Raw genomic sequence first — 26,030 nt, 5'->3', positions numbered from 1 at the left:
GGTGCAGGCCGCGTATATTACGGATGCGGGCCGTGAAGCGCAACACTTTTGTGAAGATGATGCTGCACTGCCACGTTCAGCCCAGGCTGGCTTCCTTCAGCTGCCGGATCTGGTCACGCACCCGTGCGGCATCCTCGAATTCCAGGTCCTTGGCGTGCTGGTACATCTGCTGTTCCAGCGCCTTGAGACGGGTCGCCAGCTGCGCCGGAGACAGCGAACGATAGTCGGCCGCTTCTTCGGCCACACCCGCCCGGCCCTTGCCCTTACCCTTCTTGGCTTCCTTCTCGGCGGCATCCGAACGCGCGCCTTCGAGGACATCGACGATCGGGCGCGCCACCGAGCGCGGCACTATGCCATGTTCTTCGTTGTACTCGACCTGCTTGGCACGGCGCCGGTCGGTCTCATCGATCGCCGCCTGCATCGAGCGGGTGATCTTGTCGGCGTACAGGATCGCCTTGCCGCGCACGTTGCGTGCGGCGCGGCCGATGGTCTGGATCAGCGAGCCGGTGGAGCGCAGGAAGCCTTCCTTGTCGGCATCGAGGATCGCCACCAGCGATACCTCGGGCATGTCCAGGCCTTCGCGCAGCAGGTTGATGCCGACCAGCACGTCGAACTTGCCCAGGCGCAGGTCGCGGATGATCTCCACGCGCTCGACCGTATCCACGTCCGAGTGCAGGTAGCGCACGCGGATACCGTGTTCGGTGAGGTACTCGGTGAGGTTTTCAGCCATGCGCTTGGTCAGCGTGGTGACCAGCACGCGGTCGCCCGCCTTGATGCGCGCGTTGGCCTCGCTCATCAGGTCGTCGACCTGGGTACCGACCGGCCGGATCTCCACCACCGGGTCGATCAGGCCGGTCGGGCGCACCACCAGTTCGGTGATCTCGTCACCGGCTTCACGCAGTTCATAGGGCCCGGGCGTGGCCGACACGTAGATGCTGCGCGGGCAGCGCTCCTCCCATTCCTCGAAGCGCAGCGGGCGGTTGTCCAGCGCCGACGGCAGGCGGAAACCGAACTCAACCAGGGTTTCCTTGCGCGAGCGGTCACCCTTGAACATGGCGCCGATCTGCGGAATGGTCACATGCGATTCGTCGATCACCAGCAGCGCATCCGGCGGCAGGTAGTCGAACAGGGTCGGTGGCGGCTCGCCGGCATTCTTGCCGGTCAGGTGCCGGGAGTAGTTCTCGATGCCGTTGCAGTAACCGACCTCGGCCATCATCTCCAGGTCGAACTGGGTGCGCTGGGCCAGGCGCTGTGCCTCCACCAGCTTGTTCTGTGCGTACAGCTGCTCCAGCCGCTCCTTCAGCTCCACCTTGATCGTCTCGATCGCCGCCAGCACCCGCTCGCGCGTGGTCGCATAGTGCGTCTTCGGGTAGACCGTGAAGCGCTGCATGTTGCGCAGCGTCTCGCCGGTCAGCGGGTCGAACAGGGTGATCTTCTCGACCTCGCCATCGAACAGTTCGAGGCGCAGTGCTTCGCTGTCCGACTCGGCCGGGAACACGTCGATCACTTCGCCGCGCACGCGGAAGGTACCGCGCTGCAGCTCGTACTCATTGCGCGTGTACTGCAGCTGGGTCAGGTGGTTGATCAGGTCGCGCTGGTCGATGCGCTCGCCCTTGGACAGGATCAGGCGCAGCGACAGATAGTCTTCCGGCGCGCCCAGGCCATAGATCGCCGACACCGTCGCCACCACGATCGCGTCCGGGCGCGACAGCAGGGTCTTGGTCGCAGCCAGCCGCATCTGCTCGATGTGTTCGTTGATCGAACTGTCCTTCTCGATGAAGGTGTCCGACGACGGCACGTAGGCTTCGGGCTGGTAGTAGTCGTAATAGCTGACGAAATACTCCACCGCGTTGTGCGGGAAGAACGCCTTGAATTCGCCATACAGCTGCGCCGCCAGCGTCTTGTTCGGCGCCATGATCAGCGTCGGCTTCTGAATGTTCTGGATGACGTTGGCGATGGTGTAGGTCTTGCCCGAGCCGGTCACGCCCAGCAGGGTCTGCTTGGCGATGCCGGCCTCGAAGTTGCTGGTCAGCTTCGCGATGGCATCGGGCTGGTCGCCCGCCGGCGAATACGGCGAGACAAGTTCAAAACTGTCGCTCATGGTGTTGCCAGTTCCCGGGAAGGGTGAGTATACGGGGCGAGGAGTGACGGCCGGCTGAGGGGCTGCCGGGCAGGACGCTACGGGGTTTCCCGATGGCGGCCGCACAGCCGGGCGCGGAGGCTGGATGCATGCGCCCTCCCCGCTCTTCCGGTTGCGCCGCGTCGCGCGGCATGCACCTGATCGAAATCCTGGTCGTCACGGCGGTACTGGCCGTGCTGCTGGCCGCCGGCTGGCCCTCGCTGCAGGCGCTGCTGCTGCACCAGCGCGCGGAAGCCACCCGGTTCAGCCTGCAGGCCGCCCTGGCAACGGCACGCAGCCAGGCCATCATGCGTCGCGAACTGATCGGCCTCTGCGCCAGCGCGGACGGCCAGCGCTGCGGGGACGACTGGAGCCAGGGCTGGATTGCCTACCGGGCCGCAGGCGCGTGGCAGCCCCCATCCACGGCCGATGCCATTGTCCTGCATCAGGGCGGCCGCCCGGATGTCACGATCAGTGCGGCCAGCAGCAGCGGGCGACCGCAACTCTATTTCCAGCCGGATGGCCGCAGCCCCGGCAGCAACCTGACACTGCAAATCTGCGTGCGGGGACGCGAGCACGCGCGGGTCATCGTCAGCAACAGTGGGCGGGCGCGTTCGTCCACCCTGCGGGCCGGGCAAGCCTGCTGAACGTTGCCCTGCGCCCTCAAGCAGACAACAAAAAAGGCTTGCGGAAGTCCACAAGCCTTTGATGTGTAGCATCTGGCGCCCGAAGTTGGACTCGAACCAACGACCCCCTGATTAACAGTCAAGTGCTCTAACCGGCTGAGCTATTCGGGCGGGGAGGCGCATTGTAATCACGTCGAACAGGGAGTGCAACACTCCCGTTCACATGCTTGCGTCGTCTGTTTCCAGCAGTGTCACCAGCACTCGGACAGCGTGGTCTTGGCGGTCTTCACGTTGGCCTGGTTGAGCGTCAAGTTTCCACACTTGTCCTTCGCCTGCGCGTTGACCGCGGTGGCGGTGAAGGTGAATGTCGACTGCGCGGTCTGCATGGACAAAGTGTAGGCCGCCGTGCCGCCCTCGCGCGGGGAGTTGATCGAATCGGCATTGCCCGGGAACTTGAAACCGACATAGGTGTTGTTGACCGTATGGAAGCGCTCGGCCAACTGTGCATATTCGACCAGGTCGGCCTTGGCCTGGGCCCGGCGCGACTTGCGCACATGTTCGCTGTAGCTCGGGTACGCGATCGCGGCGAGGATTGCCACGACCGCGACCACAATCATCAGCTCGATCAGGGTGAAACCGCGGGCCAGACGACCCGCCGCGAAAGATTGGCGCATTGCACGGGCTCCTGCTGCCGGGGAAGAATGGACGCCGGTCACTGGATCTGCCTCCAGGACTGACGGCCGCAGGGGTACGGCAGGTACATCGGATCAGCACCGGCCACCGAGATCTGCATCAGGCACGCCTCGCCGGGCGGCTGCGGCGGCGGGTTGCCGGGAGTGCTGTCCGGCGGCGCCAGGCGCGGCACCACCGACGTCGTCACATCCCTCACCGGCGCGTTGCCGCCCGTGTTGAGAGCAACGCCGGCCGTACCCGCCCCCGGCGATCGGCCGTCGGGGGCTCCGAAGCGCACCTGCGACATCGCGGCCTGGCCGGTGCTGGCCTGCAGGCCGAGCAACCAGTTCGCACCGTCCACCGAGCAACCCTGAGCGTCGGACGGAATATAGGTCGGGAAGAACACCACGCCGGACACGATCCTCGGATTACCGACCGCACGCTCCTTGTTGGCCAGCACCACGGTCCAGCCGCGGCTGACCGTAGGCACGGTCCCGCCACGCAATGTCCGCACGCCGGAACCGATCTCGGCCGTATACGAGCTCAGGTTTGCCGAGGTCAGCGTCGTCGTCGGCTGGCCCGCTGCGGTGTCGTTGATACCGTACAACGCCTGCACCGCCGTATCGCTCTCGTCACCGTAGTAGGAGAAGCTGCCGGTGCCGAAGATCAGCATCACGCCACCGGACGGTCCGGTGGTCACCGTCATGCCACCGGTGATCGGCTGACGGTAGGTCCGGCGGTCGGCGGGATCGACATGGGTATCGGTGGTGAACAACGGTACGGTTGGCGCGGTGGTCCCGCGCAGGTCGAACTTCCAGATAACGCCACGCTTGTCGGCGCCATAGACCGTATCGGCCAGGCCATCGCGCACCTGCGCGTTCTGCCCGGTTCCGCCCCAGCGATCAACCACCACGATGTTGCCCAGCCCGTTGCTGCCCGACGGCAGGTTGGTACCCGACTCGATCGCCTCGATCATGCGGATGGTCGGCGTGCGGCCTGCCACCATGTCAACCACGAACAGTACCGCCTTGCCACTCCTGCTCTCGTAGCCGTTGCCGAAGATCGCCTTGAAGCCCATCGAACCGTCGGCATTCTTCACCGGCACGATCACCGGCTTGCCCAGCACATGGCCGATGTTGGCGCGCACAGCATCGTCAAGCGAAGCATCGAGGTCACTGATCTCCCACAGCAGGGAGCCGGTGGCGCCGAAGTTGCCCGGATCGGACACATCCAGCGCGAACACGCTGCGGCCGCCGGCACCGGCCGTGCCCACCAGTGACGTGGTCCACCCGTTGCTGCCGTAGGTGTCGCTGATCGTCACCGGGCCATCGACGTAGTAACGGTGCTGGAAACGCTGGGCGTTCTGGTTGGTCGGGTCGTTGGGCAGCAACAGGTTGCCCATGTGGCCCAACGCGGTCGAGGGAATGTAGGCGAACCGCTCCTTGCCACCGTCGGCGTCCATCTGGCCGTCGGCGCCCATGCCACCATCGAAGGCATGCAACATGCCGTCGTTGGCGCCGGCGTAGACCATGTAGCGGCGACCATTGCGCTTGGTGGTCATGTAGGCGGCGTAACTGCTGCCCATCGTGCCCGGGAGGCGGCCAAACCCATAGTCATCCAGAGGCGAACTCAGCACCGGGGTGGAGGTGATGATGTCGCCCAGTACCGTGCTGCGATCACGCAGCTTGCCGCCGTTGCGCTTCTCGCCGGAGGTTTCACCACGCAGGTAGGCCACGGCCGTGGTGGAATCCGTTGTCAGGCCGGCCAGCTCGGACGCGCTGCAGATCAGGATGCCCGGATACAGCGTCGACGACTTGGTGCACAGATTGGCCAGGCTGACATTGCTGCCGGTGAAGTCTTCCAGCGCGCCGTTGCGCCAGAACCGGATGCGGCGTGATGCAGGCGCCGGCATCTTCGCAGATGCTTCCCAGGCCTCTTCCGAAACGATCTTGCGGGTGGACGGCTCGACGCTCAGCTTGAAGGCGCGCAACTTGCTGTACCAGTCGGTGCCGTTGTTGGTGGCCTCGTAGAACGGCTCCACCGACAACGAGCCGACGCCGATGCGTGCGCCGGTCAGCGAACGCGAGCCGGACGGCGTGGCGCCCTGGGCGACGTTGCTGATGATGCGGCGCATGGCTGCAGTGATTTCGGCCGGGCGCGTAGCGTTGACCATTTCACCGCGGGTGTCATAGACCGCGTTCCACAGCTCATCAACGGCCTCAGGCTTGAGGTCCTGCGTCGTCGTCGGGAAGTTGGGCTTGACGACGTACGGGTCGGGGCTGAGCACCCACGGGCGCAGCGGATCCGGCAGGTACCGGACGCCGAACTCCTTGCCCTGCGTGCCCAGCGTCACGCCGTAGAAATTCATGTGCAGGTGGGTCTTGCAATCCAGCGACGGATTTGGATTCGGCCCCTTGCACTCGGCCGGCACCGGCACGGAATTGGTCTCCTTGCCCGGCACGAGAGAACTGTTGTAGTACGGCGCTACGAGATCCTTCATCAGCGTCGTGTTGCCGGACTCATTGATATAGCCATCGGTGAACAGCATGCCCGCGTTCTTCTGGCATGACAGGAGTACCGGCGCGTTCTGATCCGTGCGCTGGAATTGTTCGCCAAGGTACTGTGCGGCGGAACGATTGGGCGTACTGCTGCTGGCCCGCATTTCGCCGATGATCTGGCTGAGCAGCTGCTGCTTCTCCGGCTCGTTGGTCATGTTGAACATGGTCACCGCGCGGCGGCCATTGATACGGAACCAGCCCACGCGCAGATTGGTAGTGTCGTACAGCGCATTCGTGGCCGCACCGATCAGCGCTTCGCGTCGCGTCCGGTACAGGCTGAACCAGTTGGCGAAGCTCTGCATGGCAGCGTTGTACTTCGCTTGATTGTTGCCGAAGTTCGCAAGCTTGATTTCGTACTTGTACAACGTACCCGGACGGCCGCCCGGAGGATTTGCAACGGCAACAGGAGCCGCGGTGTACCCATATTCCGCCGGCAGCGTGGACGGATCTGCCAGGAAGAACGTAGCCGGATAGAAGGCGACGGCAGCATCGCAGCTTGAGCTGCTGATGGTAGTCTGGCGCGTCACGTTGTCGAACGAGCCTTCCTGCCGGACAGCCCCACCGCTCAGGTTGCATCGCCCACGCTCAATACGGGTTCCGACCGGCAGCGTCATGCCGGAACGGAAGCGGAAGCGCCAGTTCGCGCCGGTCCGCCCGCCGGTGTCCATGCTGGTCAACAGCGAGTCCACAGTCAGGTCCAGCGCGCCGGCGATCTTGTTCGGTGCATTGCCCGGACGCGGGTCCAGCGGCGCGCTGGACGCCCTGATGTCCAGATAGTTGGCAAGGGCTGTATCGGACAAGCCGGTCTTCCAGCCAGGATAGATCTCACGCGGGTCGTAGTAGGACGGGTTGACGTCCGGCGATCGGGCGAAACCGAAGCTGTCGAGCGGCGGGATGGCTACCTGGTCGTCGCGTCCATAGCTGGGGAAGACGTACAGGTAGCGCTGCCCAGACCCATCGTAGCCGTTGACGGCACCCTGGTTGTAGAAGCCACTGCCATCCCAGCGGTACACGCCATCGCGCGTGTTGTTCAACGTTTCCCACAGCATCGAGCCGGAATCATCCAGCGCCATCAGGAAGGCCGGCGGCGTCTGCACCTGGATGTTCAGCGGCGCCTGCGCCAGCGTGCCCTGGGCCTGGGCCGCCATCAGGCTGTAGATGACATAGCCCCCCCCGAGCGCCAGTGCGGCGCCGCCTGCGGCCATGAAACGGAATTTGCGCGAAGCCATGGCCTGCGTCCTCAGAGTTTGAATACGGTATCGATGACAACCGACGACGAGCTCGCATCGGCGTCGTCGGTCGCGAAGCCGGTGATCTGGTAGATCGGCGTGACGTCTTCCAGCGGACGGCCCATGTCGAGCGACGATTCGCCCATCACACAGCTGTCAATCTGGCGGACATTGACCGCAGGACGCATCTGGTTGCGGTGGCTTTCAGCCCAGATGGCCGGATCGAAGCCGTCATCGCAGACCCGCGACAGAGTGCTGGACTGCACCAGGCTGTCGTTCCCCACATCCTGACGGTTGGCGATTTTCTCCACCGAGCGTTCGGCCGCACGCACCACGCCCTCCGAGTTCTGGAAGGCCCGGTTGGCGGCGCGGTAGTTCGCTGCCATTTTCTCCTGCATGCCGGCCACCTGCATGCCCGCAATGCCGAGCAGCGCCAGCAGGATGAGCATGATCAACGCGACATAGAGCACGGCGCCGCGCTGGGCGCGAGCGGAGGCGGGCCTGAACGAACGTGAGAAGGTCGTCATGATCAGTTCCCGAACAGGCGATTGCGCAGTGCAATCGAGACTTCATAGCTGGAGCGGTAGCGGCCGTCAGGCCTGTCACTGCTGGCAAAGCCCACGCCGAGTACCGACAGCGGGTTGGCCGGCGTGCTCGAAGACGACGGCGTCGGGCTGCGTGCCAGCAGCCCCACCTGCACCTGCCCCACCCGCAGCCACTGCGCGGCACCGGCAGCGTTAGCGTTGCTGCTGACGCCAGTCGCGGCGGCCAGGCGGGTGATGTTGCCGGCCGGCGGCGTGCCCAGGCTGATGTTGGCGGTACTGTCCAGGCCATACAGCAGCTGCAGGCTTTCGATGCCTTCCACGAGTTCTTCATTGACCGCATAGGCGCCAGCACTGTTGGCGCGCGCACGGCGTAGGCCCGGCTGACCGGTCTCCGGATTGATGCCGACGTAATAGACCATCGACTCGGCGCGATAGAGCATCGTCTGCCCGGTCGGCTGCGCTGCATAGCGCGACAGGTCCAGCGAGGGCGCGGTCACACGTGCCGCACTTAACGTACCGGCGAAGATGTCCGCATGGGCACAGTCGGCGATGCCGAACAAGGTCGGTGCCGCCACGCCCCCCGAAGTGAGCCTGGCCACCCGGGTGCTGTCCATGTCCAGCAGCGCATTGCCGCCACTGGACGAAATGCCGGTCACCGGCACCCCCTCAGGGGCCAGGTAGCGCAGCACCAGCACATCGCTTCCGCCTGCCGGCGCAGGGCTGAGCCGGGTGATCGCTGCCGGCAGCGCTGACGGTGCGGACCATGTCGCCCCGAGTGCGAGCCTCCCGCCCGGTGCGGTTCCCGGTGCATCGAAGCCCTGGATGGAAACGCTGAAATCAAGCGGGCTGCCATCGCCCGAGGATGCACCCAGATGCGATACCGGATCGCCCTGGTTCTTCACCACGTGGGCCTGGTCGTTCACGCAGCCCATGTGCCCGGCCATGCGGATGTCGCGCTCAAGGAAATCCAGCGCGAAACGGGCGTTCTCCTGCACGCGCGAGGCCCCCTCGGACAGGCGCGAGGCAGCCTGCGAGGCCATGAAGACCTGCACCACCCCCAGCATCAGCACCAGGCTGATTACCAGGGCGATCATCAGTTCCACCAGCGACAGGCCGGCCATGGTGGCACGTCGGTTCAGGCGCATGCTCAAAGCTCCGTAGCCAATGCAAAGGTGGTGGCCTTGTCCGGGTCATCCGGATCCCAGCGCTGGTCGCCCCAGGTGATGGCCACATTGACCACGCCGCCATTGAAGGTGACATCGGCGCCTGCATCGTCGCCCAGCGCCTTCACCACCTGGCATTGCCAGCGCGCGATCTTCTTTTCAATGGAGACGTCGCCGGTATCGCTGGTGCACGCGGTGGCGGCGGTCTCGCTGCCTGCCGCGAACGACGCGCCGGTGTACCAGGCCGCCTGGAAGCGGTTGCTGCGCATCTGCTCGGTCAGGTCGTACGCAAGGTTGGTGGCCTGGGTTCGATAATTGGCGCTCTGCACGAAGCGGACATTCATGGTCTGCAAGAGAGCAAAACCCAGCAGGCCGAACGCCAACACGATGATGGCGATCAGTACTTCCAGCAGGGTGAAGCCCCCGGCCTGGCGCGCGCGGAAGGTACGGGTGGTCATGGACAGGCTTCCTTAGTGCTGCGGATCTGCCCGGAGGCGTTCACCGTCAGTGTGCGCTTGTGCAGTGCGCCCTTGCTGCAGACGTCCGGCTCCAGCCGTACATCCTGCTCGGCGCTGGCGCGGCGACGGCCGCGCCCGTCGAAGGCGATCTCCGTGGCCGGCCCAGTGATCTTCAGCTTGGGATTGCCACTGACGAAGCGCAGGACGGTTTCACCTGCCGACAGCGCACCGTCGCCATTGGCATCGGCAAAGGCCAGCATGCCGCCCGACCAGGCACCATCACAGCTGGCACCGTCGCTGCTTCCACAGACGCCGCCACCGCGGTTGCTGCGGATCGCCTCGCTGCGGGCAAGACTGAGCAGGCCCAGGACCTCGTTGTTGGTCGAGCTCACCCGGCTCGAACGGATCGTGCTCTGGAAACTTGGAAAGGCGATCGCAGCCAGGATCGCCACCACGGCGATGGTGACCATCAGTTCAACCAGCGTGAAGCCGTTTTGCCGGCGCAAAGACATTGGACGCTCCCCAGCGTGTTGGTGGCCACGATGGGCCATCGCCCCGCCACCGGCAAGCGGCGGCAGGATGAACGGTCAATCCGGGGCGACGGGCGTCAAAGGCTTGACGACCCGCCCTCCCCTGCCAGTGCCGGCGCGATCCCCATCGCGCCGGCCCGGGTTCAGGCCAGCACCTGGTAGCAGGGCTGGTATTCGCCGGAGATCTTCATCCGGCGCTGCTCGACGAAGGCGCGCAGCAGCGCATCCAGCGCCTGCATCATGTCCGGGTCGCCGTGGATCTGGAACGGCCCGAACTGCTCGATGCGGCGCATGCCGTCTTCCTTCACGTTGCCGGCGACGATGCCCGAGAACGCGCGGCGCAGGTCGGCCGCCAGCGCGTGCGGGGCACGCCCGTGGTGCAGGTCCAGCGCTGCCATCGCTTCGTGGGTGGGTACGAAGGGCTGCTGGTACTCCCACGGAATCTCGATCGACCAGTTGAAGAAGAACGAGTCCTTCTGCGCCAGGCGGTGCTCGCGCACGCGCTTGATGCCGCTGGCCATCTTCTTCGCAACCGCGACCGGGTCGCCGATGATGATCTCGTAGCGCTCGGCCGCCGCATCGCCCAGGGTCAGGCGGATGAAGCGATCGATCTGCTCGAAGTACGGCGCCGCTACCGTCGGGCCGGTCAGGATCAGCGGGAACGGCAGGTCCCTGTTCTCCTCGCGCAGCAGGATGCCGAGCAGGTACAGGATCTCTTCGGCGGTGCCGACGCCACCGGCGAACACGATGATGCCGTGGCCGATGCGGACGAAGGCCTCAAGGCGCTTCTCGATGTCCGGCATGATCACCAGGTGGTTGACGATCGGGTTCGGCGACTCGGCGGCGATGATGCCCGGCTCGGTCAGGCCGATGTAACGCGTCACGGTACGGCGCTGCTTGGCATGGGCGATGGTGGCACCCTTCATCGGGCCCTTCATCGCACCGGGGCCGCAACCGGTGCAGATGTCCAAGCCGCGCAGGCCCAGCTCATAGCCCACCTGCTTGGTGTACAGGTATTCGTCGCGCGAGATCGAGTGTCCGCCCCAGCACACCACCAGGTTCGGGTCGCCCGGGTTGAGGATGCGCGCGTTGCGCAGCAGGCCGAACACCGCATTGGTGATGCCCTCGGACGATTCCAGCTCGGCCGCGTAGGCCGGGCCCATCTCGATGGCCATGTAGGCCAGGTCACGCACCACGGCGAACAGCAGTTCGGCGACGCCGCGGATGATCTCGCCGTCGACGAAGGCCATCGCCGGCGCGTTGACCAGATCGATCCGCACGCCGCGATCCTGCTGCGCCACCTGGATGTCGAAATCAGGGTAGAGATCGCGCGCGGCGCGCGGATCGTCCGAGGCGCTGCCGCTGGTCAGCACGGCCAGCGCGCAGCGGCGCAGCAGCTCGTGCATGCCGCCGGCGGAGGCATCGCGCAGGCGGGCCACCTCGGCCCGCGACAGCACATCCAGCCCACCGCGCGGGTAGATCCGCGCATCCTGCACCGGCAGTGCACGGGCCGATTTTTCGTTCGTGGTCATATCCAATTTATCGCTTCCTTCAAGGTTTCCGACTGTACTGCCGCCCCCTTAAAAAGCAAAACGGCCGGGAAGCCCGACCGTTGGATGAGTGCTGCCCGCGTCCGCCTTTCCGGGACCGCATCGGCGGCGTTGGCACCGCGCACATTTCTGGATGCTACGCCGTTGCCCCACGCCCTGCAAGGACTTTCGCCTGAACGGAAAACGGCCGGGTTTCCCCGGCCGTTTCCTGTTTACAGCAACGCCACGTCAGTGCGTCAGAACTGGTAGCGGAAGCCCAGCTGCAGCGACCACTGCGAGACACCGACATCGAAGCCGTCTGCGTCGTTGTTGGCCACCGTCGGCAGGTCAGCACCGCGGAAGTTGTAGACGTACTTGCCGTCCTTCATGCCCTGCAGGGTAGCCACACGCGCATCGGCGAAGAAGCCGTAGTCGTAGATGTTGCCCCACTTCTTGTTGAGCATGTTGCCGACGTTCTGGATGTCCAGCCACACTTCCGACTTGTGACCCTTCATGAAGCCCGGCAGCTGCTGGCTGATACGGATATCGAAGGTGTTGATCCAGCCGGTACGGAACTGGTTCGCCGGAGCGTAGCCACCTGCGTACTTGGCCAGCTGCGGGTTGGCCGCCAGCCATTCGTAGAACGACTTCTCCATTGCCGCATCCGGGGTGAAGTTGCTGCCCACCAGATTGCCGAACAGAACCTCGCCCGGGTTCGGCACGTAGAACAGGTCGTTCGCGGAGCGGCCGTCGCCGTTGGCATCGTTCACGTACACGTAGCTGTACGGACGGCCGCTGCGGCCCTCATACACCAGACCGACCTTGGTTTCGTAGTCGCCGAAGAACTTGTGCTTCCAGTTCAGCGAGCCCGACAGGCGGTCACGGATCTGGTAGCGCGAGGTGTTCTCGGTTTCGCTGTTGGCGTTGAAGGCGTACTGGTAGTTCCAACCCGAGCTTGCGGTGGAGCTGGTCAGCGAACCCACTTCGGTAGCGTCGGTGTAGGTGTAACCGATGTTCCAGGACCAGTCACTGGCGTCCGACCACGGCTTGCTCAGCGACACGGTGAACTGCGAGGTGCGGCCCTTGTCGGTGTTGGCGATTTCGTAGACGGCGTCGTAGTTGCGGTTCCGCCCGAAGCGGGCATCGTTATTGGTCCACAGGTTGCCGTTGCGCGACGCAGCGTAATAGAGCTCACGACCGTCCGGACCCAACTGCTGCACCGGGCCCAAGTTCAGGTTCCTGTAGTACAGGGCATCCTTGACCTTGGTGACCAGCAGCTCGGCCGAAGCCACGATGCCGTACCACGGCGTTTCATGGTCGAAGGCCAGGTTGGCCTTGTACACCGACGGCATCTTGAAGTCGCTGCCGACGAAGTTGACGTTCTGACGGTTCGAGCCTGGGGTGGTCGGGACCGGCTGGCCGTCCTTGTTCGGGCTGAACCGCAGCGTGGGATCGTAGGCAGTGTAGGCGTACACCGAATTGTTGAAGCCGGTGGCCGAGTAGCTGTTGCTCAGCCACACCTGCGGCGCATCACCCTGGAACAGGCCCACGCCACCGCGCAGCTGGGTCGGACGCTCGCTGTCGAAGGTGTAGTTGAAACCGACGCGCGGCTGGATCAGGAACTTGTTGCTCAGCACCTCGCTGTTGTCGCGACCGAAGAAGGTCGAGGCTGCAGCGTTGTAGGTCGGGGCCGGGCTGGTGTCGGCACGGTCGGCACGCACACCCAGGGTCAGGGTCAGGTTGTTGTTGACATACCAGGTGTCCTGCACGAACAGGGCCAGGTTGCTGTACTTGTAGTCAGCCGGAATCGAGCCCGGGGTGCGCTCCGGGTTGTAGTTGTAGCTGCTCCAGCGGCCAGCGGCGAAGTTGTCCAGGCCGTAGAAGGTGTAGGCACCCCACGAGTTGGCGCCGAAGTAGTTGTAGATGTCGTTGGTGTCGTACGAGGCACCGAACTTGACGTCGTGGTCACCCAGGGTCCAGGTGGCGGCGGCGTAGTAGTTCCATGCCTTGGTCTCGAGGATGTTGTCCTGGGAGTTGACTTCGGTACCCAGGTACAGCGAGTCGCCCGTCGGCGCAGCCTCGTTGCCGCCGAAGAAGATGCGGATGCTCGGCGCGTCGGTGGACACGTTGCGGATCGCCGAGTACTCGCGGTACGACGCCTTCAATTCGGTCGAGAAGTTCGGGGTCCAGTCGCTGAACAGCTGGGCGACGTAGCTCTCGTTGGTCTTGTCATGCTGGTACCAGTACGAGCTCAACGAGGCCGAGCTGGTGGCCATGCCGTTGATGCGCAGCTTGCTCTGGTCGATCTTGCTGTAACGGATGTTGGCGCGATGGTTCTCGCTGATGTTCCAGTCCAGCTTCAGCGCGTACTCTTCCATCTCCGTGTCGCCGTTGCTTTCCAGGCCACCGGCGTTGATGCCATAGCTCTGCGCGATCTGCTGCGCGCGGGTCACGTCAGCCAGGGTGAACTGCGGATTGGCTTTGCCCAGCGCGGTGCCGCTCAGGTCGGCGCCCGGGGCGGCCTGCTTGAACTTTTCGTAGTTGGCGAAGAAGAACAGCTTGTCCTTGACGATCGGGCCGCCCAGGGTCATGCCGTAGGTTTCTTCCTTGGTGAAGCCCTTGAACGGCTGGCCTTCCGGGTTGTCGCCGAACCAGTCGCCATCACGGTAGGTGCCGTACACCGAACCGTGGAATTCATTGGTACCCGACTTGGTCACCGCGTTGACGGTGGCACCGGCGGCAGCGGCGATGCTGACATCGTAGTTGGACAGGTTGATGTCCAGTGCTTCGATCGCTTCCATCGCGACCGGCTGGCGGCGGGTCGGCATGTTATTGCCTTCCAGGCCGAAGGTGTCGCTGGCCGAGACGCCGTCGATGTTGATCGAGTTGAAGCGCGGGTTCTGGCCGCCGGCCGAGATCGAGCCCGAGGCGCGATCGATGAAGGTGACGCGCGGATCCAGGCGCATCAGATCCTGGATGTTGCCGCCGACGGACGGCGCAACTTCGATCTGCTGCTGGCTGATGTTGGTGCCCGAGCCCATCTTGGTGGCGCTGAACACTTCCGAGCCACCGCCGACAGCGGTGACCTGCACGGTGTCCAGGTTGGTCGCGGCGAGGTCGCCGGCCAGGGTGGCATTGATTGTGCCGGTCTGGTTCACGCCCAGGTAGACGCCATCTTCGGTCTTGGTACCTTCACCCGGCTTGGTGATGGTGATCGAGTACGGACCGCCCACGCGCAGGCCGCGCGCATTGTAGCGGCCGGCCGCATCGGTGGTCGCGCGCGAAACGGTGCCCGACTCGGTGTGGGTGATGGTGACTTCAGCGCCGGCAACGGGCTGGCCGCTGCGGGACACGACCTGGCCGCCGACACCGGCAGAGGTGCTCTGGGCGAAGGCGGGAGCGGCAGCAAGTGCAGCCACGAGACCAAGGGTGAGCTTGGACATCCGGAGTGGGTGGGTCATTTTTCGGTAGCCTCGATGCGAGTTGGCGATGGCGGAAAAAAAGCGCATCCAAGCAGCCCTGCGGGTGGCTGATCGGAGAGTTATCTGGGGTTCCCTACCGCTCGGCTGAAGGCAGCCCTAACGGTTAACACTAGATTAACACGCTACGCCATCAATGTGACGGTTGTGCGACAAACGGCACCGGTTCGCAACGCAATCGTGACGGGTTCTTCACTCCGCCTTTCCACGGGACTCACTTTTCCCGGGGCATCCCACTGGCGTCGAGAATCTGCCCGCGCCAGGTGCTCCCAGCGGCGGACAGCAGGGTCACCGCCGCGGCCGCCGCGGCTTCCGGGCCTTGCGCAGCCGGGTCCTGGTCGATGGAATAGGCACGTGCCCGCAGCGCCGTGCGCAGGGGGCCGGGGTACAGGCCGCTGACCCGGACGGGACTGCGGCCCAGTTCATCGTGCAGGCTGGCGATCAGGCCACGCAGGCCGTGCTGGGCCACGCCGTACCCGCCCCAATAGGCCTGCCCCACCCGGTCGGGGGCATCGACCGCGAACACCAGGGCGGCATCCTCGCGCTGCCGCAGCAGCGGCAGGCAGGCCTGGGCCAGCCAGGCCGGGGCCGTCAGGGTGACATGGACCGCGCGGGCGAAACTGGCCGGGTCAGCCAGTTCAAACGGAGTCAGCCCGGGGAAATGCGCGGCGCAGACCAGTAGTCCATCCAGCCGCCCCAGCTCGCGCTGCAGGGCCTGGGCCAGTTCGGCATAGTCATCGGGGCCGGCGCCTTCCAGGTCCAGCGGGTACAGAAGAGGTTCCGGACCGACCGCCTGGACCTGGGCATAGACCCGGTCCAGCCGGCGCGGCTTGCGTCCCAGCAGTACCACGGTGGCCCCGGCTGCCGCTGCGGCGACCGCCGCGGCACTGCCCAGCCCGCCCCCGGCGCCGGCGACCAGTACGACGCGATCCTGCAACGGACGGCCATCAATCGCCCCGTCAGTCGGTGACGTCGACGGCCAGGCACTCATCCCTGGGTCGCCTCTTCGACGATGCGCTTGAGCTCGCCGGATTCAAACAGTTCCATGACGATGTCGCAGCCGCCGATCAACTCACCGTTGATGAACAGCTGCGGGAAGGTCGGCAGATTGGAAAAGCGCGGCAGGTTGGCGCGGATCTCCGGCTCTTCGAGCACGTTGACTGTGCGCAGGGTGACGGCGCCGGCTGCCATCAACGCCTGCACGGCGCGACTGGAAAAGCCGCACATCGGGTATTGCGGGGTGCCCTTCATGAACAGCACGAGCGGGTAACGATCGACCTCGGCCTGGATTTGCTGCATTACCGCCACAACCACACTCCTTGCTTCGCCGGACAAACCGACCGTGATGGTCGGCTAGACTGCCCACGGTAGCCGCCATTGTAAGCGGATGGAACAGGCTGCCGCCGTCCCCCTGGCCACGAACCTGTCCATGCCCGTCGAATTGCCTGCCCTGCCCTACCTCCCCGGCTCCCTGCAGCCCCACCTGTCCGCGCAGACCGTTGAGTTGCATCACGGCCGCCACCACCGCGCCTACGTCGACGCGGTCAACGCCGGCACTCTCGGCACCGAGTGGGAGGAGGCGTCACTGGAAGAGATCGTGCGCCATGCCCAGGGCACGCTGTTCGATGCGGCCGCCCAGGCCTGGAACCACGGGTTCTACTGGCAGTGCCTGCGCCCGCGCGGCGGCGGCGAGCCGCAGGGCCGGCTGGGCGAGCTGGTCAAGCGCCAGTTCGGTGACGCGCAGCGCCTGCGCGAGGAATTCAACCGCACTGCGCTGGGCCTGTTCGGCTCGGGCTGGGTGTGGCTGGTGCAGCACCCCGGTGGCCAGCTGGGCATCCAGGCCACCCGCAACGCCGGCACGCCACTGACCGGCGAAAGCACCCCGCTGCTGTGCTGCGATGTCTGGGAGCACGCCTACTACACCGACTACCAGAATGATCGCGCGCGTTACCTGGATGCCTTCTGGCAGATGGTCAACTGGGATTTCGCCGAGAGCCAGCTGCGCTGAGGCAGCGGCTCGGCCCCGGGGTAGTGCCGGTCGCTGGCCGGCATCCCACTGGGCATACAAAGATGCAGGAATTGCCGGCCAGCGGCCGGCACTACCGGGAAACAGAGCGTGGCTTCACGCGTTTTCGTGCGCGGCCACCGCGTCCATCACCCGTGCCGAATACACCAGCGCCGCGCCGGCGTTGAGCGACACCGCCACGCCCAGTGCTTCGGCGATTTCCTCGCGGCTGGCGCCATGCTTCAGCGCAGCGTCCACGTGCACGGTGATGCAGCCGTCGCAGCGGGTGGTCACCGCCACCGCCAATGCGATCAGCTCACGGGTCTTGGCATCCAGATGGTTGGTCTGGGCACCGGCATTGGCCAGGGTGGCGTAGCCCTTGACCGTGTCCGGCGAGAGCTTGCCGATCTCGCCGATGCGGCCCTTCAGTTCCTTGCGGTAGGCATTCCAGTCGAGCATGGTCGTGACTCCTGTGAAAGGAGCTCCACGCTACCACCGGCAATGGTGCGCCGATGCCTGCACCGGCGCGCCACACCGTTGCAGGCATGCAGGGTTGTGCCGGCCATTGGCCGGCACGCCCGGGCTCAGCGGTTGCGCAGCGCGTGCACTGCCGGCGCCACCTGGGCCTGGCGGTCCAGCTCCAGCCCGACCTGGTCCAGCGCATCGGCCAGCGCATCGGCCTCGTCGTCGCGCAGGGTGGCATGGCCGACCTTGCGGCCCTCACGCGGCAGCTTGCCGTAGTCATGCCAGTGGCCGCCGGCCTGGGCCAGCACCGGCAACGGATCGGGCATCTCGCCCAGCCAGTTCAGCATGCAGGCGTGGCCGAGCATGCGGGTGCTGCCCAGTGGCAGGCCCAGCACGGCACGCAGGTGGTTCTCGAACTGCGAGGTCTCGCTGCCTTCGATGGTCCAGTGGCCGGAGTTGTGCACGCGCGGCGCCATCTCGTTGGCCAGCAGCTCACCATCACGGCAGAACAGTTCCAGCGCGAACACGCCGACGTACTGCAGGTGTTCGGCGACACGGCGCGCATAGCCGATCGCTGCCTGCTGCTCGGCGTCGGACAGCACCGCCGGTGCCACGCTGGCCGACAGCACGCCGTCGACATGCCAGTTGCCGGTGACCGGCCACGCTTCGAAGCTGCCATCGCGGCCACGCACGGCCACCACGCTGACCTCGCGCTGGAAGGCCACGAAGCCTTCCAGGATCAGTCCGGTGCGCTCCACCTGGGCACCCAGCGCATCCCATGCGGCGTCGATGTCGGCTTCGCTGCGCAGGCGGAACTGACCCTTGCCGTCGTAGCCGAGGCGGCGGGTCTTGAGGATGCACGGCAGGCCGAACTCAGCCGCCTTCGCCGCGAGCTCGTCGCGGTTACGGATGTCGGCGAAGGCCGGCAGCGGAATACCCAGCTGCTGGAACAGGGTCTTCTCGCTCAACCGGTCCTGGGCCACCGCCAGCGCGGCCGGCGGCGGATAGACCGGCACGCGGTCGGCCAGGAACCGTGCACTGTCGGCCGGCACATTCTCGAAATCGAAGGTGACCACATCGACCTTGGCAGCGAAGTCCGCCAGGGCCTGGCGGTCATCGAAGGCGCCCACGGTAAGCGGCGCCAGCGGGCCGCTGCACGCGTCGGCCGCCGGGTCATACAGTTCGAAGCGCAGCCCCAGCGGCGCACCGGCCAGGACCATCATGCGGGCGAGCTGGCCGCCGCCCAGGATGCCGACGGTCAGGCTCATTGGCGCGGATCGTCGTGAGCCATCACGTCTTCGGTCTGGCGTGCACGGAAGGCGTCCAGCGCCTGGCCGATCGCCGGCTGGTCGCTGGCCAGCATCGCCGCCGCGAACAGCGCGGCGTTGGAGGCGCCGGCGTTGCCGATGGCGAAGGTGGCGACCGGGATGCCGGCCGGCATCTGCACGATCGACAGCAGTGAATCCATTCCGTTGAGGGCCTTGGACTGCACCGGCACGCCCAGCACCGGCACGGCGGTCTTGGCCGCGATCATGCCCGGCAGGTGCGCGGCCCCGCCGGCACCGGCGATGATCGCGCGCAGGCCACGCGGGCCCGCCTGCTCGGCGTAACTGAACAACACATCCGGCGTCCGATGCGCGGACACCACCTTCACTTCGAACGGAACACCCAGGGCTTCAAGCTTCTGGGCGGCGTGCTGCATGGTTTCCCAGTCGGAACGGGAACCCATGACGATGCCGACAAGCGGCGCGATCGGGTTGGGGGTCATTGGCCGTCACCTGCCTTAAAGACGTATTCTAGCCATCTTCCACGCAAGACGAAGAACCATGGATCGCAAGCTGCTCGACCTGCTGGTGTCGCCGGACACCCGCCAGCCCCTGTCCCTGCTGGATGGCAAGGGCCTGGAAGCCCTCAACAAGGCCATTTCCGCCGGCACGGTGACCAAGGCCGATGGCAACCCGCTGGCGCAGCCGCTGCGCGAGGCGCTGGTCACCCGTGACCGCAAGCAGGTGTTCCGCGTCGACGACGGCATCCCGGTGCTGCTGGCCGAGGAAGCCATTCCGACCGCCCAGATCGCCGACTTCCCGGCCGCATGAGCACGCTGCCGACGCCGGATGCGGCCGTTGTCGCCGCCGATGTCGCGCGCGCGCTGGCCGAGGACCTGGGCAGCGGTGACGTCACCGCCGCCCTGCTCCCCGACCAGGTCGACAGCGCCTACCTGCTGTGCAAGCAGGATGCAGTGATCGCCGGGCGCCCCTGGTTCGACGCCACCCACCGCGCGCTCGACCCTGACGTGCGCATTGAATGGCGCATCGCCGAAGGCGATGCCGTCACCGCCGGCACCGTGCTGGCCCTGCTGCACGGGCGCAGCCGCAGCCTGGTCAGTGCCGAGCGCACTTCGCTGAACTTCCTGCAGACGCTGTCCGGCACCGCCACCACCACTGCCCGCTACGTGGCCGCGGTGGCCGGTACCGGTACCCGTATCCTCGACACCCGCAAGACCCTGCCCGGCCTGCGCCTGGCGCAGAAGTACGCGGTGCGCTGCGGCGGCGGCGAGAACCACCGCTTCGGCCTGTACGACACGGTGATGCTGAAGGAGAACCACATCCGTGCCGCCGGTTCGCTGGCCGCGGCGGTAGCCGCCGCACGCCGGCAGTGGCCTGCGCTGCCACTGGTGGTCGAGGTCGAAGACCTGGCACAGCTGCGCCAGGCGCTCGAAGCCGGTTGCGAGCGCATCCTGCTGGATGACTTCAGTCCCGACCTGCGCCGCGAGGCGGTGCGCATCACGGCCGGGCGCATTCCGCTGGAAGTCTCCGGCAGCGTCGGCCTGGGCGGCCTGCGCTCAATCGCCGAGGATGGCGTCGACTGCATCTCCATCGGCGGACTGACCAAGCATGTGCAGGCCATCGATCTGTCGTTGAAGCTGGGCCCGCCACCGGCTTGAGGCCTACGGGACCTTGTGGAGCCAAGCCCACGCTTGGCGGCTTCTCGATCTGCGGCGCGCCTTGCACCCGCCTTGCGCGATGAGCCGAGCGCAGGCTCGGCTCTACACGACCTGGGGCGCCTTCACGGCTCGGCTACGCCAGCCTCTGCGACGCTGCGGGCATCCCCCACAGGAGCCGCGCATGCGCCGGATGCTCTTGCCTGCCTGCCTGCTGCTCGCGACAGCCCCCTTGTCCGCCGCAGCCGCTGAAGCCTGCGATGTCCCTCCCCGCTTCGGCCTGAGCCCCTTGGCGGTGGCCATCCGCAATACCGCCTGCAACGAGCACCGGTTGTGGTTTCGTCCCTTCATCGATCGCGATGGCCGCGCCGCCAGCCTCAGCGTCACCGAAGCCGAAAGCGATCACCTGGCCGACAACGGCCTGATCGCCTGGCAGCGCGTGGCCGGCTACTGGCGCAACAGCGGCACGCTCAACGCAATGGGCAGCATCGCCGGTGCCAGCAGCTGCGTGGCACCGCTGGGTACGCGCTACACCGACAGCGACTGCCGCGCGTTCCTGATCGACAACCCGTGGTCGGCCGCTTTCATTTCCTGGGTGATGGTGCAGGCCGGCGTTCCCGGCTTCAACACGTCGCCACGCCACATCGACTACATCCGTGCCGCGTACCAGGGCGGTCCCTCGGGCGTGCCCTACCGGCTGGTCGACCCGGCCACGGCCAAGCCCGCGCCGGGCGATCTGCTGTGCTTCCTGCGCGACCGCAGCAGCACGCTCAGCTACAGCGGACTGGTACAGGCGCTGGGCAACGGTTCGGTGGGCCACTGGAAATCGCATTGCGAAGTGGTGGTGGCCGCCAATCTCGGCGGCGACCAGACCCTGTATCTGGTGGGCGGCAACGTGATGAACACCGTGGCGATGCGCCTGCTGCCGCTGGACCGTACCGGATTGATCAAGCTGCCACCGGCGCGCGAACGCAACAGCACCGGCATCGACCCCAGCTGCACGCCAGGCCGCGAGGACGAATGCAGTTTCAACCGCCAGGACTGGGCGGCCCTGCTGCAGTTGACGGCGACCGCGCCATTGGTGATGCCATCACCCTCCGCAGCGCCGATGCAGGCAGTACCGGCCAACGCGACCGCATCGCTGATGACGGGCCAGCCGCCGCCGAGGCGGTGATACCCGTGCTTGATCCAGCGCGCGTTCGCCGCCATCTTTGCGGGATCGACCTCTGACGGCTGACGCCATGCCTACCCTGCTGCTGTTGCTGATTGCCGGCGGAATCATCTACTTCTTCTGGAACGCCGCACGCTCGGCCGCCGAGCGCGCGGTCGAGCTGGGACGCAATGCCTGCCGCGCCGCCGACGTGCAGTGGCTGGACCAGGCGGTGCACGCCACCGGCCTGCGGCTGTCGCGTGGCGAGGATGGCCGGCTCGGTTTCGAGCGCACCTTCAAGTTCGAGTATTCCTACGATGGCATCGATCGCCACGTGGGCCGCATGGTGCTGCGTGGCGACCAGCTGATCTCGTTCACCGGCCCCGGTGCCGCGCGGATCAGCCAGATCCGGCCGGATGTGGAGGATGCCGAGGATGCCTAGGGTTTGAAGATGTGCCGACCAACGGTCGGCACCCACCGCCAGACGGGCCAAGAAAAACGCCGCCCATCGGGGCGGCGTCGGAATGGTTACTTGACCACGCGCAGGTTCGGGCGGCCCTTCGGCGGCGGGCTGGCCGGCGGCGTGTCGTCCGGCGGCGTGCCTTCCTCGTGCAGCAGCTCATCGCTGGTCGGTGCGGTTTCGCTGCCCGGAATGTCATCCGGCAATGCCATGCCCTGCCCGGTCTCGCGGGCATAGACCGCCAGCACGGCGCTGATCGGCACCTGCACCGGGTAGCTGGTTCCGGAGAAGCGGGCCGAGAAGCTCACCATTTCGTTGTCGATCATCAGCCGCACCACGGCACGTTCGGCGATGTTGAGCACGACCCGGCCATCCTTGACCGCCGAAGGCGGGACCTGCACGCCGGGGACGCCGGCGTCGACCAGGATGTGCGGGGTCAGCTGGTTGTCGTTGATCCATTCCACCAGCGCCCGCAGCAGGTACGGGCGGTGGCTGGTCATGTGGAAGAAGTCTTCGGTCATGCGTGAAGTGTACGCGCCCGGCGCCCCGCCGGGGCGGATCGTCTGCACGCCGGTCGGCCTGCAGACGGGTAACGCGGGGCCGGATCAGACCGGCAGATCGCGCAGTTTCTTTTCCTGCTCGGTCAGGCTGCGGACAAATCCCGGATGGCGGAAGATGCGGTTGCCGTAGTCCTCGATCGCCTTGCCATCCTTCGGCAGCGGCACATCCAGCGACTGCAGGCGCCAGATGATCGGCGCCATCGCGCAGTCGGCCAGGCTCATTTCCGGATTGAGGAAGAACTTGCTGGCCTTGAACAGCGGCAGCGAGGCGGTCAGCAGTTCCTTCAGGCGCTTGCGCCCGGCCTCGGCCTGGGTCTTGTTGCCCAGCTGGATGGCCTGCACCTGCGGCACCCAGTCGTGCTCGATGCGCAGCATGGCCAAGCGGATGCGCGCACGCGACAGCGGGTCGACCGGCATCAGTGGCGGATGCGGGTAGCGCTCGTCCAGGTACTCGCTGACCACCGACGCGGCGTACAGCACCAGCTCGCGTTCGACCAGGGTCGGCACCGAGTGGTACGGATTGAGGTCGATCAGGTCTTCAGGCGGGTTCTGCGGATCGACCGGAACGAAGTCGAAGGTGACGCCCTTGGCCGCCAGGACCAGGCGTACACGGTGGCACAGTACGTCGTCGTTCGAGGAAAACAGCGTCAGTGTATTGCGCATGCGTACGCTCGCCGCCATCAAAGGCTCTCCCACGACAGGAGACCGCCTGCCGCATCGGCGCCGCCGGCACCGTGCCAGCGGTCGACTCCTCCCCGAGTGTGCAACCGACCATCACAAAAGCCAATAGGCCCACGCGATGGCCGGCGGCAGAATCAGTGAACGTCCTTCCAGTATTCCTTCTTCAGCAGGTACAGCAGGAAGGTCAGCAGGGCCAGGAACAGGATCACCCACACGCCCAGCTGCTGGCGCTTGAGTGCGGCCGGTTCGCCGGCGTATTCGAGGAAGTTGGTGATGTCCCGCACGGCCTGGTCGTACTGCCCGGCATCCACCGATCCCGGCGTTTCAATCTTCAGGCCGGTCACCGGCGGGTCCATGCCGGGCGCTTCCGCCTTGCCGTGCACCGCATGCTGCAGCCCCTGCATCTCCCACAGCGGGTTGGGCATGGAGGCGTTGGCGAACAGCGCGTTGTTCCAGCCCAGCGGGCGGCTGCTGTCCAGATAGAACGACTTGAGATAGGTATAGACCCAGTCGCTGCCACGCACACGCGCGATCAGGCTGAGATCGGGCGGCATCTTGCCGAACCACTTCTCCGCGTTCTCCTTGGGCATCGCCACCGGGATCGGGTCGCCGATCGCCGAGCCGGTGAAGTTGAGGTTGTTCATCACCTCTTCTTCGGTCAGGCCCAGGTCCTGCGCCATCCGCGAGTAGCGCAGGTACTTCAGCGCATGGCAGCCGGAGCAGTAGTTCATGTACAGCTGCGCACCCCGCTGCAGCGAGGCGCGGTCACCGAGGTCGTTGCCGGCCTGCAGCAGTTTGGTGCCGCCCTCGGCGGCGGAGGCCAGGAAACTGCCCAGCATCAGGGTGGCCGTCAGGGCCAGCCGGACCATCCAGCGCTCAGTCATGCGTGGTCACCCTCTCCGGTACCGGCTTGGTCTTGTCCAACCTTGTCCATAGCGGCATGGTGATGAAGAACGCGAAGTACAGGAAGGTCAGCACCCGCCCGATGTAGGTCTCGTGCACGTCGGTACCCGGGCCGGAACCAATCACGCCCAGCCACACGAAGCACACGGCCAGCACGCCCAGCATCACCTTCGAGATCCAGCCGCGGTAGCGCACCGATTTCACCTTCGCCTTGTCCAGCCACGGCACCAGGAACAGGATCGCAATGGCCGAGAACATCACCAGCACGCCGCCCAGCTTGTTCGGCACCACGCGCAACATCGCGTAGTACGGCGTGTAGTACCAGACCGGCTTGATGTGTTCCGGGGTCACCAGGCGGTTGGCCTCGGTGAAGTTGTCGTGCTCCAGGAACAGGCCGCCGAAACCCGGGGCGAAGAAGATGATGAAGGCAGCGATGATCAGCAGGAAGCCGGCGCCGACACCATCCTTGAGCGTGTAGTACGGGTGGAACGGAATACCGTCGGCCGGAGCATTCGGCGACCAGCGGTTGCCCTTGGGCCCCTTCTTGATCTCCACGCCATCGGGGTTGTTCGACCCCACTTCGTGCAGCGCGCCCAGGTGCAGCACCACCAGCAGCAGCAGCACCAGCGGCAACGCGATGACGTGCAGCGCGAAGAAGCGGTTGAGCGTGGCGTCACTGGGCAGGTAGTCGCCCATGATCCATTCGGTCAGGCCGTTGCCGATCACCGGTATCGCGCCGAACAGCGAGATGATCACCTTGGCGCCCCAGAACGACATCTGGCCCCACGGCAGCACGTAGCCCATGAAGGCTTCGGCCATCAGCACCAGATAGATCAGCATGCCCAGGATCCACACCAGCTCACGCGGCTTCTGGTAACTGCCGTACAGCAGGCCGCGGAACATGTGCAGGTAGACCACGATGAAGAACAGCGACGCACCGGTGGAATGCATGTAGCGGATCAGCCAGCCCCACTCCACATCACGCATGATGTATTCGATGGAGCCGAACGCCTCCGCGGCGCTGGTCTTGTAGTGCATCGTCAGGAAGATGCCGGTGACGATCTGGTTGACCAGCACCAGCAGTGCCAGCGAGCCGAAGTAGTACCAGATGTTGAAGTTCTTCGGCGCGTAGTACTCGCTGACGTGCTTGCGATAGACCGGCATCAGGCCCGGCGCGCGGGCATTGACCCAGTCGGCGACGCCGCTGGCGGTACGGCTGAGGATATTGGCCATCAGGCAGCCCCCTGCGGATCGACACCGATGATGATGGTGTTGTCGTCCTGGTAGTGGTGCGCGGGCACCTTCAGGTTGATCGGCGCCGGCACATCCTTGAAGACGCGGCCGGACATGTCGAAGCGCGACTTGTGGCAGGGGCAGAAGTAGCCCCCCTTCCACTGCGGGTCATAGGGCTCGGGCCGGATCTCGGCGACCATTTCCGGCGAGCAGCCCAGGTGCGTGCACAGGCCGACCAGCACGGAGATGTCCGGCTTGATCGAGCGCAGCTCGGGATTCTGCTTCAGCACGTAGTCCGGCTGCTGGTCCTTCTCGCCGGACTCGGGGTCCTTGAGGCGGCCATCCAGCCCGTGCAGCGCATCCAGGATCGCCTTGGACCGCTTGACGATCCAGATCGGCTGGCCACGCCATTCCACGATCAGGCGCTGGCCTTCCTGCAGGGCGCTGATGTCGGCCACCACCGGTGCGCCGGCAAGCTTGGCGCGGGCACTGGGGTTCCAGGATTTGATGAAAGGAACGGCGGTGAATCCGACGCCGACGGCGCCAACCACAGCAGTGGTGGCAGAAAGAAAACGCCGACGTCCGGTGTTGACTGGATCGTGTACCCCATCGTTGGCCATCCGGCACTCCGATATTGATTAGGTAGCTTTAAGGCTGCCAGCGGATCCGGTGGGGGCCAGAGCCGCATTGAATCATGGGCGAGTGTAGCGGAACCGTCGCGCGC

Annotated in this window: 25 protein-coding genes and 1 tRNA gene; 6 read left to right on the top strand and 20 right to left on the bottom strand. The window is 65.8% G+C overall.

Going from position 1 to position 26,030, the window contains the following annotated elements; all coding sequences use genetic code 11:
- Nucleotides 1–76 precede the first annotated feature (76 nt).
- On the bottom strand, nt 77–2,101 hold the full coding sequence (gene uvrB, locus AC5P66_RS02630) for an excinuclease ABC subunit UvrB (protein WP_049412758.1): 2,025 nt from the start codon (nt 2,099–2,101) through the stop codon (nt 77–79).
- 92 nt (nt 2,102–2,193) lie between these two features.
- Between uvrB and AC5P66_RS02625 the strand changes: the two genes are divergently transcribed.
- Nucleotides 2,194–2,766 (top strand): GspH/FimT family pseudopilin, encoded by a 573-nt coding sequence (locus AC5P66_RS02625; protein ID WP_495216073.1) that lies wholly within the window; start codon nt 2,194–2,196, stop codon nt 2,764–2,766.
- A 73-nt stretch (nt 2,767–2,839) separates the two neighbouring features.
- Here AC5P66_RS02625 and AC5P66_RS02620 read toward each other — a convergent pair.
- From AC5P66_RS02620 to grxD, 11 genes are all read right to left on the bottom strand, one after another.
- Nucleotides 2,840–2,916 (bottom strand) — tRNA-Asn (locus AC5P66_RS02620).
- Between the two features lie 80 nt (nt 2,917–2,996).
- Nucleotides 2,997–3,419, bottom strand: coding sequence for a type IV pilin protein (locus AC5P66_RS02615; protein ID WP_049416370.1), 423 nt, complete (start codon nt 3,417–3,419; stop codon nt 2,997–2,999).
- 38 nt (nt 3,420–3,457) lie between these two features.
- Nucleotides 3,458–7,204 (bottom strand): pilus assembly protein, encoded by a 3,747-nt coding sequence (locus AC5P66_RS02610; protein WP_495216072.1) that lies wholly within the window; start codon nt 7,202–7,204, stop codon nt 3,458–3,460.
- Between the two features lie 11 nt (nt 7,205–7,215).
- Complete coding sequence (locus AC5P66_RS02605) at nt 7,216–7,731, bottom strand: PilX N-terminal domain-containing pilus assembly protein (protein ID WP_049416375.1); 516 nt, start codon at nt 7,729–7,731, stop codon at nt 7,216–7,218.
- Between the two features lie 2 nt (nt 7,732–7,733).
- Complete coding sequence (locus AC5P66_RS02600; RefSeq protein WP_049416378.1) at nt 7,734–8,894, bottom strand: PilW family protein; 1,161 nt, start codon at nt 8,892–8,894, stop codon at nt 7,734–7,736.
- 2 nt (nt 8,895–8,896) lie between these two features.
- Nucleotides 8,897–9,370 (bottom strand): type IV pilus modification protein PilV, encoded by a 474-nt coding sequence (gene pilV, locus AC5P66_RS02595; RefSeq protein WP_495216071.1) that lies wholly within the window; start codon nt 9,368–9,370, stop codon nt 8,897–8,899.
- Complete coding sequence (locus AC5P66_RS02590; RefSeq protein ID WP_049416384.1) at nt 9,367–9,882, bottom strand: GspH/FimT family pseudopilin; 516 nt, start codon at nt 9,880–9,882, stop codon at nt 9,367–9,369. Before AC5P66_RS02590 ends, pilV begins: the two co-directional genes overlap by 4 nt.
- Nucleotides 9,883–10,043: 161 nt before the next feature.
- Nucleotides 10,044–11,432 carry a nucleotide 5'-monophosphate nucleosidase PpnN gene (gene ppnN, locus AC5P66_RS02585; RefSeq protein ID WP_049416387.1) on the bottom strand — a complete coding sequence of 463 codons (1,389 nt, stop codon included), beginning with the start codon at nt 11,430–11,432 and terminating at the stop codon, nt 10,044–10,046.
- Nucleotides 11,433–11,686: 254 nt separating this feature from the next.
- Complete coding sequence (locus AC5P66_RS02580; RefSeq protein WP_258391349.1) at nt 11,687–14,890, bottom strand: TonB-dependent receptor; 3,204 nt, start codon at nt 14,888–14,890, stop codon at nt 11,687–11,689.
- 232 nt (nt 14,891–15,122) lie between these two features.
- Nucleotides 15,123–15,899: an SDR family NAD(P)-dependent oxidoreductase gene (locus AC5P66_RS02575; RefSeq protein ID WP_049440423.1), complete on the bottom strand. Its 777-nt coding sequence runs from the start codon at nt 15,897–15,899 to the stop codon at nt 15,123–15,125.
- Nucleotides 15,896–16,216, bottom strand: coding sequence for a Grx4 family monothiol glutaredoxin (gene grxD / locus AC5P66_RS02570; RefSeq protein ID WP_005415957.1), 321 nt, complete (start codon nt 16,214–16,216; stop codon nt 15,896–15,898). Before grxD ends, AC5P66_RS02575 begins: the two co-directional genes overlap by 4 nt.
- A gap of 121 nt (nt 16,217–16,337) precedes the next feature.
- Between grxD and AC5P66_RS02565 the strand changes: the two genes are divergently transcribed.
- Entirely contained in the window at nt 16,338–16,916 is a 579-nt protein-coding gene (locus AC5P66_RS02565; RefSeq protein ID WP_049435954.1) for a superoxide dismutase, read from the top strand.
- Nucleotides 16,917–17,030: 114 nt separating this feature from the next.
- On the opposite strand, the gene AC5P66_RS02560 is transcribed toward AC5P66_RS02565, so the two are convergent.
- From AC5P66_RS02560 to purE, 3 genes are all read right to left on the bottom strand, one after another.
- Nucleotides 17,031–17,372 carry a carboxymuconolactone decarboxylase family protein gene (locus tag AC5P66_RS02560; protein WP_019659022.1) on the bottom strand — a complete coding sequence of 114 codons (342 nt, stop codon included), beginning with the start codon at nt 17,370–17,372 and terminating at the stop codon, nt 17,031–17,033.
- A 125-nt stretch (nt 17,373–17,497) separates the two neighbouring features.
- The gene (locus tag AC5P66_RS02555) at nt 17,498–18,646 is read right to left on the bottom strand and encodes a 5-(carboxyamino)imidazole ribonucleotide synthase (protein ID WP_099495029.1); all 1,149 of its coding nucleotides are present in this window, start codon (nt 18,644–18,646) and stop codon (nt 17,498–17,500) included.
- Complete coding sequence (gene purE / locus AC5P66_RS02550; protein ID WP_005412808.1) at nt 18,643–19,146, bottom strand: 5-(carboxyamino)imidazole ribonucleotide mutase; 504 nt, start codon at nt 19,144–19,146, stop codon at nt 18,643–18,645. Before purE ends, AC5P66_RS02555 begins: the two co-directional genes overlap by 4 nt.
- A 58-nt stretch (nt 19,147–19,204) precedes the next feature.
- Between purE and AC5P66_RS02545 the strand changes: the two genes are divergently transcribed.
- The 4 genes from AC5P66_RS02545 (at nt 19,205) to AC5P66_RS02530 (ending at nt 21,911) form a co-directional block, all read left to right on the top strand.
- On the top strand, nt 19,205–19,474 hold the full coding sequence (locus AC5P66_RS02545; protein ID WP_005415953.1) for a Trm112 family protein: 270 nt from the start codon (nt 19,205–19,207) through the stop codon (nt 19,472–19,474).
- Complete coding sequence (gene nadC, locus AC5P66_RS02540; protein ID WP_049414903.1) at nt 19,471–20,322, top strand: carboxylating nicotinate-nucleotide diphosphorylase; 852 nt, start codon at nt 19,471–19,473, stop codon at nt 20,320–20,322. The genes AC5P66_RS02545 and nadC overlap by 4 nt, the downstream gene beginning before the upstream one ends.
- A gap of 181 nt (nt 20,323–20,503) precedes the next feature.
- On the top strand, nt 20,504–21,493 hold the full coding sequence (locus tag AC5P66_RS02535) for a DUF2272 domain-containing protein (protein WP_099495030.1): 990 nt from the start codon (nt 20,504–20,506) through the stop codon (nt 21,491–21,493).
- Between the two features lie 67 nt (nt 21,494–21,560).
- The gene (locus AC5P66_RS02530) at nt 21,561–21,911 is read left to right on the top strand and encodes a DUF3301 domain-containing protein (protein ID WP_049414899.1); all 351 of its coding nucleotides are present in this window, start codon (nt 21,561–21,563) and stop codon (nt 21,909–21,911) included.
- A gap of 86 nt (nt 21,912–21,997) precedes the next feature.
- Here AC5P66_RS02530 and AC5P66_RS02525 read toward each other — a convergent pair whose 3' ends face one another.
- The 5 genes from AC5P66_RS02525 to petA form a co-directional block, all read right to left on the bottom strand.
- Nucleotides 21,998–22,450: a ClpXP protease specificity-enhancing factor gene (locus AC5P66_RS02525; RefSeq protein ID WP_019659028.1), complete on the bottom strand. Its 453-nt coding sequence runs from the start codon at nt 22,448–22,450 to the stop codon at nt 21,998–22,000.
- 84 nt (nt 22,451–22,534) lie between these two features.
- A complete protein-coding gene (locus AC5P66_RS02520; RefSeq protein WP_005415948.1) occupies nt 22,535–23,170 on the bottom strand; it encodes a glutathione S-transferase N-terminal domain-containing protein in 636 nt (211 codons plus the stop codon).
- A gap of 134 nt (nt 23,171–23,304) precedes the next feature.
- A complete protein-coding gene (locus AC5P66_RS02515; protein ID WP_049414892.1) occupies nt 23,305–24,054 on the bottom strand; it encodes a cytochrome c1 in 750 nt (249 codons plus the stop codon).
- Nucleotides 24,047–25,306 carry a cytochrome b gene (locus AC5P66_RS02510; RefSeq protein ID WP_049414887.1) on the bottom strand — a complete coding sequence of 420 codons (1,260 nt, stop codon included), beginning with the start codon at nt 25,304–25,306 and terminating at the stop codon, nt 24,047–24,049. The genes AC5P66_RS02515 and AC5P66_RS02510 overlap by 8 nt, the downstream gene beginning before the upstream one ends.
- A complete protein-coding gene (gene petA / locus AC5P66_RS02505) occupies nt 25,306–25,926 on the bottom strand; it encodes a ubiquinol-cytochrome c reductase iron-sulfur subunit (protein ID WP_004151998.1) in 621 nt (206 codons plus the stop codon). The genes AC5P66_RS02510 and petA overlap by 1 nt, the downstream gene beginning before the upstream one ends.
- Nucleotides 25,927–26,030 lie beyond the last annotated feature (104 nt).

It is taken from the genome of Stenotrophomonas sp. YJH_SMC_122 (assembly GCF_059369535.1).
This window is presented reverse-complemented; position numbering and strand designations above follow the sequence as displayed.